The organism is Micromonospora sp. NPDC048170, from assembly GCF_040652795.1.
GTDB lineage: Bacteria > Actinomycetota > Actinomycetes > Mycobacteriales > Micromonosporaceae > Micromonospora.
The window spans coordinates 23,199-35,961 of the sequence record NZ_JBEZMR010000034.1; the positions used below are offsets into that span (position 1 = coordinate 23,199).

At 73.5% G+C, this 12,763-nt stretch carries 7 protein-coding genes; 4 read left to right on the forward strand and 3 right to left on the reverse strand.

The features are described 5' to 3' along the window. Positions 1-96: 96 nt before the first annotated feature. Entirely contained in the window at positions 97-5,556 is a 5,460-nt protein-coding gene (locus AB0D32_RS28460) for a carboxyl transferase domain-containing protein (protein ID WP_357096806.1), read from the reverse strand. Positions 5,557-6,028: 472 nt separating this feature from the next. On the opposite strand from AB0D32_RS28460, the gene AB0D32_RS28465 reads away from it, so the two are divergent. Beyond that, positions 6,029-7,252, forward strand: a complete 1,224-nt coding sequence (locus tag AB0D32_RS28465; protein ID WP_357096875.1) for a multidrug effflux MFS transporter — start codon at positions 6,029-6,031, stop codon at positions 7,250-7,252. A gap of 152 nt (positions 7,253-7,404) precedes the next feature. Here the strand turns inward: AB0D32_RS28465 and AB0D32_RS28470 are convergent, their stop codons facing one another. After that, the gene (locus AB0D32_RS28470) at positions 7,405-7,935 is read right to left on the reverse strand and encodes an SRPBCC family protein (protein WP_357096809.1); all 531 of its coding nucleotides are present in this window, start codon (positions 7,933-7,935) and stop codon (positions 7,405-7,407) included. A gap of 147 nt (positions 7,936-8,082) precedes the next feature. After that, positions 8,083-9,021, reverse strand: coding sequence for a DMT family transporter (locus tag AB0D32_RS28475; protein ID WP_357096812.1), 939 nt, complete (start codon positions 9,019-9,021; stop codon positions 8,083-8,085). On the opposite strand from AB0D32_RS28475, the gene AB0D32_RS28480 reads away from it, so the two are divergent. The 3 genes from AB0D32_RS28480 (at position 9,020) to AB0D32_RS28490 (ending at position 12,701) form a co-directional block, all read left to right on the forward strand. Then, on the forward strand, positions 9,020-10,426 hold the full coding sequence (locus AB0D32_RS28480; protein WP_357096815.1) for a PLP-dependent aminotransferase family protein: 1,407 nt from the start codon (positions 9,020-9,022) through the stop codon (positions 10,424-10,426). The genes AB0D32_RS28475 and AB0D32_RS28480 overlap by 2 nt on opposite strands. Before the next feature lie 65 nt (positions 10,427-10,491). After that, a complete protein-coding gene (locus tag AB0D32_RS28485) occupies positions 10,492-11,820 on the forward strand; it encodes an FAD-dependent oxidoreductase (protein WP_357096818.1) in 1,329 nt (442 codons plus the stop codon). Between the two features lie 173 nt (positions 11,821-11,993). Next, positions 11,994-12,701, forward strand: a complete 708-nt coding sequence (locus AB0D32_RS28490) for a GntR family transcriptional regulator (protein WP_357096821.1) — start codon at positions 11,994-11,996, stop codon at positions 12,699-12,701. Positions 12,702-12,763: the final 62 nt, after the last annotated feature.

The following is a 12,763-nucleotide window of genomic DNA, read 5'->3' on the forward strand; positions in this document are numbered from 1 at the left end:
TTGTATTATTACTTTTTTTTGGTTTTGTGTGGGGCGTGTTCGTTCACTGTGGGGGGGGGGGCCCCCGGGCCGTGCATTGCCGGGGGGGCCCCACCGTCAGCCCAGGCGGGACTCGATGGCCTCGATGATGCGCGGACGCAGCTCCGCGGCGCGGATCACGGCGTCGACGGAGCCGACCTCGACCGCGCGGTGGATGTTGTGCACGCGGTCGAACTCCGTGGCCACCTCGCTGAGCTTCTCCGCGCGGACCGACGCGCGCAGCTCGTCGAGTTCCGCGGTCAACGCGGCGCGGTCGGTGCCGGAGGAGGCCGCGACACGGGCCTCCAGGTCCCGTACGCGCGGGTCGGTCGCGGTGCGGGCGTTGACGTCGCCGGAGAACACGACCGCGGCGGCGGGGGCGCCGCCGAGCACCGACGCGAACGAGCCTTCCAGCGCGAGCACGGTCATGTTCGGGTTCAGCGCCTTCGAGAAGACCACGAACGCGCCGCCGTGGTAGCGCGAGATCACGCAGAACACGATGGGCCCGCGGAAGTTCACGATCGCGCGGCCGATCTCGGCGCCGTACTCCAGTTGCAGCTTGCGCATCGACTCCGGTGAGCCGTCGAAGCCCGACAGGTTCGCCAGCACCACCAGCGGCCGGTTGCCGCTGGCCGCGTTGATCGCCCGCGCGGCCTTCCGTGACGACTGCGGGAACAGCGTGCCCGCGGTGTAGGTGTCCGGGCCGTCGGTGGGCGGGAAGCCGCGGCGCGGCACCGCCCGTGACTCGATGCCGAGCAGGCACACCGGCAGGCCGCCGAGGTGTACGTCCTGCACGGCCACGGTCTCCGCGTCGGCCATGCCCGCCCACCGTTCCAGCACCGGGCGGTCCTGGTCGGAGAGCGCCCGCATCACGGTCCGGATGTCGAACGGCTTCTTGCGGTCCGGGTTGGCCTCGGCGGAGAAGATCTCGCCGACGGTGGTGAAGTCGCTGCCCACCACGACGTGCGGGAAGCCGGAGATGTCGCGGTCCACGGGGTCGGTCGTCCTCGTCCGCCGCGGCCCGTCCTCGCCGGGTGCGACGTACGTGTGCTCGTAGTGCGCCATCAGCACGTCCCGCGCGGCGGCCAGGTTCGGCGCCCAGTACTGCGCCTGCCCGTTCGGGCCCATCACCCGGTCGTAGCCGCCGATGCCGAAGTTGTCCTCGGCCGACACGCCGCCGGAGAAGTCGAGCGACTGCTTGCCGGTGAGCACCATCGCCGAGTCCGGCGTCATGACCAGGATGCCCCTCGTGTGCATGAGCATCGTCGCCTCGGCGTTCCAGTACGGCTGCGCGCCGACGGTGATGCCCGCGACCACGATGTTGATCTCGCCGCCGTCCTGGGTGAACTCGACGATCCGCTTGAGCGCCGCCGCCACCCAGTCCATGTTCTCCGTGCCCGACTGCATGGAGATCCGGGCGCCCGCGGACAGCGCGTACCACTCCAGCGGCACCCGCATCTGCTCGGCCAGGTCGAGCGCGGCGATCACGCGGCGGCACTCCGGCTCCGACAGCGCGCCGAGGGACTTCGTCGGGTCGCCGAGCAGCACGACCCTGGTGACGCCCTGCGGGTGCCGCCGGGTGGGCGTGGTGACCACGCCCGCGACGATCGCCGCCGTGTTGCGCCCCTTCGGCCGGTCGACCGGCACCAGCGCGTGCTCGGCGTCGAGGTCGTGCTCGACGAACCTGCCGAGCAGGCCGGTCAGCTCGTACGGGTACACCGCGTTGCGGCTGCTCGCCCGCAGCACCTTCTGCCGGTAGTCGTCGAGCGGCTCGACCGGCTCGTCCGACGGCTCGCCGACGGTGAGCGTGGTGCCGCCGGTGGCGTCGAAGGAGATGCGTACCGCGATCTTGTTCAGCGCACCGGTCCTGCGGTCGCGCTGCCGCGCGATGAACAGGATCTCCTCCAGCCCGGCGCCCGCGGTCGTCGGCAGCACACGCCCGGCGAGCATCTTCAGTTCGGCGGGGGTGATGTCGCTCGGCGGCCAGACGTAGACCACGATCCGGTTGGTGCTGAAGCGGTTCTTCGACGGCCGTCGCGACTGCGCGCGGCGGATCGAGTCGAGGCAGGTGGCGATGACGTCCTCGGCCGTGGGCAGCGACACCAGCCTGCCGTCGTGCTCGCGCAGCTCGGTCAGGTCACGCACCTGCGTGAACGCGACGAGCCGGTCGTCCGACGGGTTCTCCCGCGCCACGCACTGGAAGAGGTAGACCTCCTCGTCCGACGACGGCAGCCGGGTGAGGTCGAACTTGCTCAGCCGCTCCAGCTGCATCCGCTGCGCGATGTACGGGTGCAGGCCACGGATCAGCCGTTCCTCGATCATCCCGACGGTCGACGGACGGAAGGTGAAGTGGTGGTGCATCACCGCGCCGCCGCGGCCCGCGACGGTGGTGGTGAGTCTGCGTACCTGGCTCGGCAGCGGGTGCGCGCTGACGACCTCGTGCAGCGCCGCCGCCAACGCGTCGAAGTCCGCCGGCTGATTCTCCCAGGCCAGGTAGATGTCGGCGTCGATGGCGTCGTCGCCGCTCGCCAGCTCCGCGAGCCCGCGCAGCGCGCCGCCCAGCGCGTCGAAGCTCACGGCGGAGGAGACCACCCACGAGTCCGCACGCTCGGCGACCACGAAGGTGCAGCCCGCGACCTCGCTGGTGCGGACGCCAGTGAGGCCCTTGTTGCCGTAGTACCGCCGGGTCAGCACCTCCAGCATGACCGCGTTGTCCAGGTCGTCGCGGACGAGCCGTTGGCCGAGCAGCCGCACCAGCGGCTCGGTGCAGCGCACCATCTCGGCGATGCGCTCGGCGCGGTCCGGCGAGTCCGGGTGCGCGTCCAGGTGGCGCAGGTGCCTGCGTACGTCGGCGTAGACGAGGGCGCGGTTGCGGCGTAGCAGCGGCTGGGCGAACCAGGCGAACACCACGCCGCGCGCGAGGTCGCAGACCACGGGGAAGCGGACCTGCGTCGCGGCCACCAGCCGCTCCAGGACGAGACCGGCGGGCTCGCGCAGCGTCTCGTCCGGCGGCGGCTCCCGCAGCCACGCGCGCAGCAACGTCGCGACCACCGTGGCGTCGGCGGACGCGCGCTGCTGGGCTAGGAAGATCCGGAACACGGCGGCTTCGAGTTCGGGGCAGCGCTCCAGTTCGGTGACCCCGTAGTGCCCCAGCGCCTTGGCGAGCTTGGCCTGGAACGTCCCCGACAGCCCGGCCCGCTCGACGTCGAGGCACTGCAGGTAGGTGTGGAAGTACTCGCGGGCGCTGGGCACGTGACCCTCGCCGCCGTCCTCACCCGTCGGCCGGTTACGGCTCAGCTCGGTGAGGTCGGTGAACACGTCGACGAGTTCGAGTTCCTCGGCCAGCGTCCGGTGGCCGTCGTCGGTGGCCGCCCGGCGCGCGGTGAGGTAGTCGTCGAGCAACCGGCGCCCGTCGTGCGGGTCGACGTCGAAGCCCAGCAGCAGGCTGCGCAGGTCCTCCTGGCCGCGCGCGGCGCGTTCCCGCGCCGGGACGCTCCCGGGCGCGACGGGCAGGTCCAGCTCGACGGGCTCGGTGGCCGAGGTGTCCTCCGCCTCGGCGTCGTCGGCGAGCGGCTCCAGCCGCAGCAGCGGCGCGCCGGTCTCCACCTGGCTGCCCACCGACACGACGCATTCCTTCAGCCGTGCCTTGAACGGCGCCCGCAGCACCGTCTCCATCTTCATGCTCTCCAGCACCAGCACGGGTGCGCCCGCCTCGACCTCGGCGCCGACCTTCAACGGCGTGGCGACGACCAGCGCGGGCATGGGCGAACGGAGGACGCCGCCCTCGTCGCGGGTGACCCGGTGCGCCACGCCGTCCACCTCGACGAGGTGGATCGGCCCGTGCGTGCCGATGAGCAGGCGGTACCGGACACCGTTGACGACGATCAGCCCGGTGTGCCGGTCGAAGCGGTCGAGCTCGACGTCGGCGGTGCGGACTGTGCCACCCGCTTCGACGCCGACGCGGAACCGGTGCGCGCCGACCCGTGCGACGCGTACGCGGTAGCCGACGCCCCGCAGCTTGAGGTCCAGCGGCCGGCCACTCTCGTGCTGCACCTGCGGGCGTCCGCCGAACGCCGTCGACAGCAGCCGCTGCCGCTCGACGCGCTCCTCCTCCTCGTACGCCTCGATGGCGGCGGCGGCCAGCGCGACGGCGGAGTGCCGGTGGGAGACGAGCCTGCCCTCGCCCCGGACGCGGTCGATCCAGCCGGTGTCCGCGCTGGCGTCGATCACCTCGGGCTGGTCGAGCAGGTCGAGCACGAAGCTCTTGTTCGTCGCGCCGCCCTCGATGATCACCGTGGTCTGCGCCATCGCCCGGCGCAGCCTGCCGAGCGCCTCGTCGCGGTCGCGGCCGTACGCGATGATCTTCGCGATCATCGAGTCGAAGTCGGCGGGGATGGTGTCGCCCTCGCTGACGCCGGTGTCCACGCGGATGCCGGGCCCGGCGGGCAGGTCCAGCCGCGCGATGCGGCCGGGGGAGGGCGCGAAGTCGCGGTCGGGGTCCTCGGCGTTCAGCCGGGCCTCGATGGCGTGCCCGCGTTCCGCCGGCGGCTGTCCTTCGAGGCGCCCGCCCGAGGCCACGTGCAGCTGCGCCTTGACCAGGTCGAACCCGGTGGTGGCCTCGGTGATCGGGTGCTCGACCTGCAACCGGGTGTTGACCTCGAGGAACGCGAAGATCCTGTCGCCGGGGTGGTAGAGGAACTCGACGGTCGCCGCGCCCCGGTAGCCGACCGCGACGGCCAGTCGTTCGGCGGACGCCTTGAGCTCGGCCGCCTGCTCGGGGCCGAGCACCGGCGACGCCGACTCCTCGATGACCTTCTGGTTGCGCCGCTGCACCGAGCAGTCGCGGACACCGAGCGCCCACGCGGTGCCCTGGCCGTCGGCGATCACCTGGACCTCGACGTGCCGGGCCCCGGTGACCAGGCGCTCCAGGAACACGATGCCGCTGCCGAACGCCCGCGCCGCCTCCTGGCTGGTGCGCTCGTAGGCGTCGGCGAGCTCGGCCTCGTTCGTGACCACCCGGATGCCGCGCCCGCCGCCGCCCGCGGTCGCCTTCAGCATCAGCGGGTAGCCGATTCCGGCCGCCGCCGTCAGGGCGGTGTCCAGGGTCTCGACCGCGCCGCGGCTCCACGGCGCGACCGGCACGCCGACCTCCTCGGCGATCAGCTTCGCGCCGATCTTGTCGCCGAGCTTGCGCATGGCCTCCGGGTTCGGTCCGACGAAGGTGACGCCGACCTTCTCGCACAACTCGGCGAACGCCGGGTCCTCCGCGACGAAGCCCCAGCCGACCCAGGCGGCGTCGGCCCCGGTCTCCACCAGCGCGCGCTCCAGCACCTTCAGGTCCAGGTACGGGCGCGCGGAGGCGGGGCCGAGGTCGTAGGAGAGGTCCGCCTCGCGCACGAAGGTGGCCGTGCGGTCGACGTCGGTGTGCAGGGCGACGGTCTCGATCCGTGTTCCGGTCTCCGCGGCAATGTCCCGTACGGCGTGGATGAGCCGCATGGCGGCCTCACCACGGTTGACGATGGCGACACGACTGAACACCGACCGAGCCCTCCTGTAGACCAATGATGCGCGCGCCGCGACGCGGCGGCACCTTCGGCAGTGTCTACCCTTCCGTCTACGCAGCAGAAGGTTAGGGGGTCCTAGTCCCATCGGGTAAACCGCGATATCAGCGCCTTGACCTGCGGAAATGTCGGTCACGGCCCCGGCCTCTTCCTGAGGCGTGGCGCAACCTTCCACCTGGTGGGACGCCGGGTGCCCGGATCCCGACCAAACCCCTGGTGTCGCCGCGGCTAGGGGGTGGCCGGCTGCCCGGCCGCCCGTCGCTCGGCCTGTGAGCTCCGTTACCTCACCCTCGACCGGGAATGAGATCACCGGATCCGGATTTGGAGCCAGGTGTGACTCTCGCACCGTTCCCAGCCCGGCCGCGCGACGAGCGGCCGGAGCCGACCCGATGACGGCCACCGTCGACGCCCCCGGAAGGCCGGCGAACCCGCCGACGCCGGGTGAGCTGATGAGCCCCCGGCAGCGCCTGCGGCTCGTCCTCGTACTCGGGTCGCTGACCGCGGTGGGTCCGTTGACCATCGACATGTACCTGCCCGCGCTGCCCGCGATCGTCGCCGACTTCGAGACCACGTCGGCGGCGGTCCAACTGACCCTCACCGGCATGCTGGCGGGCCTCGCCCTCGGCCAGTTGCTGATCGGCCCGTTGTCCGACGCCGTCGGCCGACGCGCGCCACTGATCGCCGGCGTCGCGCTGCACGTCGTGGCGTCGCTGCTCTGCGTCTTCGCACCGAGCATCACGGTTCTCGGTGTCCTGCGCGTGGTGCAGGGCCTCGGCGTCGCCGCGGCCTCGGTGGTCGCGATGGCCGTGGTCCGTGACCTGTTCGAGGGGGCCGCCTTCGCCAAGCTGCTGTCCCGGCTGCTGCTGGTCATGGGGGCGGCGCCGATCCTCGCCCCGACCCTCGGCGGCGGGCTGCTGCGCTGGACGGACTGGCGTGGCGTGTTCGTGGCGCTGGCCGCCTTCGGCCTGCTGCTCGTCGTGGTCGCCGCGCTCGGCCTGCGCGAGACCCTGCCCGCCGAGCGGCGCCAGCGCGGCGGGGTGGTCGAGACGATGACCGTGTACGGCTCGCTGCTGCGCGACCGTACGTTCGTGGGCCTGGTCCTGGTCGCCGGGCTGGCCATCGCGGCGTTGTTCGCGTACGTGGCCGGATCGTCGTTCGTCCTACAGGAGCAGTACGGCCTGGACGAGCAGCAGTTCGGCCTGGCCTTCGGAGCGGGCGCCGTCGGGCTGATCGCGGCGACCCAGTTCAACGTACGTCTGCTGCGCCGCCACTCGTCGCAGCGGATCCTCGTCGTCGCCCTGGGCGCGGGGAGCGTGGCCGGGCTGGCGCTGGTCGGCTTCGCGGTGACCGGGGTCGGCGGGCTGCCGAGCCTGCTGGTGTCGTTGTGGGTGGTGCTCGCGGCGGCGGGTCTCGCGATGCCGAACGCGCCGGCCCTGGCGCTCTCCCTGCGTGGCGAGGCGGCCGGTACGGCTTCCGCCCTGCTCGGCGCCGTGCAGTTCGGCGTGGGCGCGCTGGCCGCGCCCCTGGTGGGCGTGCTGGGCACCGGCGCGGTCGCCATGGCCCTCGTCGTCGCGGGCGGCATGGTGGCGGCGACGGCGGTGCTGCTCGTCGTCGTGCGGCCGGCCCGCCTCGCCGGCCTGGAACCGGACGCGACGGTCGTGGCGGCGCACTGAGGCTGCCCCGCCTCCCGCGACCGGACGGGCGGGGGACCGCGCGTTGGTGGACCGTTTCACGACTCCCCTGACAGGCCCGGCGAGGCCGGCGACCGGGGGTCAGGCGCTGCCCGGCTCGGGGCCCAGGAATCGGGCAGCGCCGCCGCCGTGGGTCAACGCGGCTGCTCGGCGAGGTCCCGGATGCCCCGCAGGGTGACCGTCATGGCATCCCGCAGGGCGGCCAGCCGGCGGGCGATGATCTGCTCCTCGTTCTCCGGGGCCCGGTCGATGACCAGGCTGAGCCCGGTGCGGCCGGGGCCGATCCGCACGGAGTGGCTCAGCCGGCAGCCGTCGTTCTCGGCGGTGAGCCGGTACTGCCAGGCGGCACCCGGGTGCCCCGGGTCGGTGGGGCCGCCGCCGAAGCGGTTGTCCGGGTCCAGCACCACCCAGCCGAAGACCCGCGGCTCGTCGAACCGCACGATGTGCGAGATGGTGCGCCACCGGCCCAGCGCGGGATGCTGGTTGTGCCCCTCGAACCGGGCGCCGAGCGTCGGCCCCCGGGTGCCGTCCAGCCAGCGCACCCGACGGAGCTCCGGACTGAACCGTGCGGGCAGTTCGATGTTCGTGACCAGCTCCCACACCCGGGCGGGATCGGCTGCCAGGTGGAGGTCGCACTCGACCACCGGGCCGTCGACGTAGCGCACGGCACCCTCCTTTGTGTCCTCGCGGTCCCCGGATCATCTCACCGCGCCGCCACCGTGCGGAACGCCGACGCGACCATGCGTCACGATGCGCGGCGCATCCGTCCCCTGTGGACAGTAGGGGCCCGGGTCGCGGCGGGACACGTGTGGTCACGCCTCCCGCACGGTGGGTGTCGGCGCGCCGTTGCGGTACCGCTGGGTCAGCACGACGCAGGCGAGCACCACGAACGCCGCCGCGACCGAGGCCGGGGTGACGGCCTCGCCGAGCAGTAGCGCCGACCAGGTCAGGGTGAGCACGGGCTGGGCGAGCTGGATCTGTCCGACCCGGGCGACGCCGCCGCGGGCGAGGCCCGCGTACCAGGCGAAGAAGCCCAGGAACATGGAGACCGCGGCGAGGTAGCCGAACGCCGCCCAGACGCCGGCGTCGGCACGCGGTGGATGAGCGGCGGCGGCCACGGCCGTGACGGGCAGGGTGACGGGCAGGGAGAGCAGCAGGGCCCAGCAGATCGTACGGGCGCCGCCCAGTTCGCGGGCGAGCGCGCCGCCCTCGGCGTATCCCAGTCCACACAGCACGACCGCCGCGAGCAGGTACAGGTCGTCGATGGACACGGCGCCGCTCACCGTGCCGTTGACGACGAGGAAGGCCAGCACCGCCAGCAGCCCGCCGATGCTCGCGACCCAGAACGGCGGCGGCGGACGCTCTCCGGCGCGCAGCACCGCGAACGCCGCGGTCATGGCGGGCAGCACGGCGATGACGACCGCGCCGTGCGCGGAGGTCTGCGTCGTCAGGGCCAACGAGGTGAACAACGGAAAGCCGACGACGACACCGAGCGCGACGATCGACAGGCGTCGCCACTGGCCCCGCGTGGGCCGCGGCGCGCCGGTGGACCTCAGGTACGCCCACGCCAGCAGCGCCGCGCCGACGGCCCGCCCGAAGGCGACGAACCAGGGATCGAGTTCCTGCACGGCGACGCGGGTCAGGGGCAGCGACATGCTGAAGGCCAGTACGCCCAGCGCGCCGAGGGCGAGCCCGACGGTGTGGTCCGCTGTTATCGTCTTCGTGCGAGTAGCGCTACTCTCATCCCTCATGGGAAACGGTAACGCAGCCGCGCGTGTCAGCCAAGATCTGCGTCGGCTCGTGGCCGGGGCGGAGCCGGGGGACAGGCTGCCGTCGGTGCGTGAGCTGACCGCGCGGCACCAGGCCTCCCCGGTGACGGTCACCGAGGCGATCCGCCAGCTCGTGGCCGAGGGCCTCGTGGAGGCGCGGTCCGGGAGAGGCACGTTCGTGGCCGCCGCGCCCGCGCGGGAGCGCGTGCCGGACCTGTCCTGGCAGACCGTGGCCCTCGGCCCCCGCCCGCCGGGCGAGGAGGACATGCAGGCGTTACTGGCACTACCGCCTGGGGATGCGATTCCACTGTCCGGGGGTTACCTGGACCCGGACCTCCAACCGGCCGCCGCGCTCGGTGCCGCGCTCGCCCGCGCCGCCCGGCAACCCGCCTCGTGGCAACGCGGCCCCGTCGAGGGTCGCGAGGACCTGCGCGCCTGGTTCGCCCGCCAGGCCGGTGGCGGGCTGAGCGCCCGCGACATGGTGATCTGTCCGGGCGGTCAGGCCGCGCTCTCCTCGGCGTTCCGTGGGCTGACCGCTCCCGGGGACACCCTGCTCGTCGAGTCGCCCACCTACCTGGGCGCGCTGGCCACGGCCCGCGCGGCCGGGCTGCGGGTGGTGCCCGTGCCCGCCGACGCCGACGGCGTGCGACCCGACCAACTCGCCGCCGCGTTCACCCGTACGGGCGCGCGGCTGTTCTACTGCCAGCCGCTGCACGCCAACCCCACCGGCGCGACCCTGGCGGCCCACCGCCGTGCCGAGGTCGCCGCCGCCGTACGCGCCGCCGGGGCGTTCCTGATCGAGGACGACTACGCCCGGGACCTCACCATCGACGGCGAGGCGCCGCCCCCACTGGCCGCCGACGACCCCGACGGCCACGTCATCCACCTGCGCTCCCTCACCAAGTCCGCCGCACCCGGGCTCCGCGTCGCCGCGATCGGTGCCCGTGGCCCGGCCGGCGCCCGCCTGCGGGCAACCCGGCTGCTGGACGACCTCTTCGTGGCCGGCTCCCTGCAACAGGCCACGCTCGAGTTCGTCACCTCGCCGGCCTGGGCGCGTCACCACCGCGCCGTGCGCGCCGCGCTGCGGGAGCGGCGCGGGGCACTGCTGGCCGCGCTGCGGCGGCACCTGCCCGCGCTCGTCCCGCAGGCGGTTCCGCGTGGCGGCCTGAACCTCTGGGCCCGCCTACCCGACGGCGTCGACGACGTCGCCCTGGCCGCCGCCGCGGCCAACGAAGGCGTCGTGGTCTTTCCCGGGCGGCCGTGGTACGCCGCCGAATCCCCGGCACCGCACCTGCGCCTCACCTACGCCGCCGCGCCGCCGGAGCTCATGGACGAGGCCGTCCGCAGGCTCTCCCGCGCCCTGAACGGCCACCTGGCCTCCTCGTGAACCTCGCCGTCACCCCCGGCCCGGCGTCAGGGCCATGACGGCGGCGGAAACGGGTATGCCGCCACATGGGAACCGAGGTCGTCGTGGTCGGGGCCGGCTTCTCCGGGCTGGCCGCCGCGCTCGCGCTCGCCCGGGCCGGCGTACGGGCGCGGGTGCTGGAGGCACGCGACAGGGTGGGCGGGCGGGTGCTCACCCGGTGGCTGGCCGACGGCACCCAGCTCGATCTGGGCGCCCAGTGGGTGGGCCCGACCCAGGACAGGGTCAACGGGCTCCTCGCCCGGTACGGGATCGCCACCTTCCCGTCCGCCGCGTACGGCACGTCGGCCGTGATCTTCCCCGACGGCGGCCGGCACGCCGGGGCACCAGAGGACGCCGGACGGGTCCTCGACCTGCTCGACACGTACGCCGAACGGGTCGACCCCGCCGCGCCGTGGACGGGAGCCGAGGCGGCCGAGTGGGACCGTACGACGCTGGCCGCCTGGCTGCGTACGGCCGCGCCGGATCCGGCAACCGCCCGGTACCTCGGGCGGCTGCTCGCGGGCGGGCTGCTGGCGGCCGGCCCGGACGAGATCTCGCTGCTCCAGATGGCCTTCTACCTGCGCTCGGGCGGCGGCAGCCGGGCGTTGCTCGCGATGGCCGGTGGCGCCCAGCAGGACCGGATCGTCGGCGGACCGCCGGTGCTGGCCGAGGCGCTGGCCGCCGCGCTCGGCCCGGACGCGGTACGGCTGTCCGCGCCGGTGCGGGCGATCGGGCACGACCGCGGCGGCGTGGTCGTACACACCGACACCGACCGCGTCGAGGCGGACGCGGTGGTGGTCGCGCTGCCGCCGCCACTGGCCGGGCGCATCCGGTACGACCCGCCACTGCCGGCCCTGCGCGACGCGCTCACCCAGCGGATGCCGATGGGATCGGCTATCAAGGTCCACGCGGTCTACCCGGAGCCGTTCTGGCGCGCGGACGGCCGTTCCGGTGTCGCCTTCTGCCTGGCCGGGCCGGTCACCGAGACGGTGGACAACAGCATGCCGGGATCTCCGCGCGGGGTGTTGACCGCGTTCAGCTACGGGCCGGAGGCGAACGCGTTGCGACGGATGTCGCCGCAGGCCCGGCAGTCGAGCCTGCTCGACGCCCTCGCCACCGTTGCCGGCCCGGCGGCCCGGCGGCCCGAGGAGTTCGTCGAGTACGACTGGTCGGCGGACGAGTGGACCCGGGGATGCTTCTGCGCGGCGCCGACCCTCGGCTCCTGGTGCGACTACGGGCCGGAGTTGCGCCAGCCGGTGGGGCGGGTGCACTGGGCTGGCACGGAGACCGCCACCCGGTGGGCGGGCTACCTGGACGGGGCGATCGAGGCCGGCGAGCGGGCGGCGGCGGAGATCCTGGCACGACCGGGTGGCTGACGCAGCGGCTCAGCCGCTCGTCGCCGTCCGCACCAGGCCGCCGGTCGGGAGGTACCCGGCCGGCACCGCGTCGACCGGTAAGATCCAACCTCGGCGTACGTGCGTCGACCGGTACTTGTCGGGACGAGGGTGTCACCTCACCGTCCCGGTGAGCTGAACAGGGTGGAGTGGTTGTGGCAGCCGACTGGCAGGCCGACGGTCCCGGCGCGGCCGGATCGGTACCGGCGCTGGCGGCCATCCAGGGTCGGCAGAGCCTCCGCGAGGAGGTGGCGCACGCGCTTCGCGCCGCGATCGTGGCGGGCCAGATCAGGCCCGGGACCATCTATTCGGCGCCGACCCTGGCGACCCAGTTCGGCGTCTCCCCGACGCCCGTTCGGGAGGCGATTCTCGATCTGGCCAAGGAGGGCCTGATCACGATCGTCAAGAACAAGGGCTTCCGGATCAGGTCCCTCTCCGAACGGGAACTCGACGAGATCACCCAGATCCGGGAACTGCTGGAGATCCCGGTGGTGGCCGACCAGGTGGGTCGGCTCTCGGCCGAGCAGTTGCGCGAGCTCCGGGTGCTGGCGGAGGCCATCGTCCGGTCGGCGAGCCGCGGGGACGTCGTGGCGTACATCGAGGCGGACAACGAGTTCCATCTGACCCTGCTGCGCGCGGGTGGCAACCTGCGGCTGGTGGACACGGTGGCCGACCTGCGTAACCGCACCCGCCTGTACGGACTCGACGCGCTGGTCAGGAACGGCCGGCTGGTCGACTCGGCGGACGAGCACGTCCAGCTCATGGACCTGTTCGCGGCGGGGGACCGGGAGGCGGTCGTCGATCTGATGCGCAGCCATCTGCGGCACGTACGCGGGATCTGGGCCGACCGGCCCGAGCGGTAACCCGGCACCACGACGCGGCGGGCAGCCTCGGCCGGGTGCCGGGTGCCGGGTGCCGGGTGCCT

Excerpts from the sequence above, each read along its gene's own strand:
- AB0D32_RS28475 (WP_357096812.1), bottom strand. The coding sequence starts at position 9,021 with ATGAGGGATGAGAGTAGCGCTACTCGCACGAAGACGATAACAGCGGAC.
- AB0D32_RS28465 (WP_357096875.1), top strand. The coding sequence starts at position 6,029 with ATGAGCCCCCGGCAGCGCCTGCGGCTCGTCCTCGTACTCGGGTCGCTG.
- AB0D32_RS28480 (WP_357096815.1), top strand. The coding sequence starts at position 9,020 with ATGGGAAACGGTAACGCAGCCGCGCGTGTCAGCCAAGATCTGCGTCGG.
- AB0D32_RS28485 (WP_357096818.1), top strand. The coding sequence starts at position 10,492 with ATGGGAACCGAGGTCGTCGTGGTCGGGGCCGGCTTCTCCGGGCTGGCC.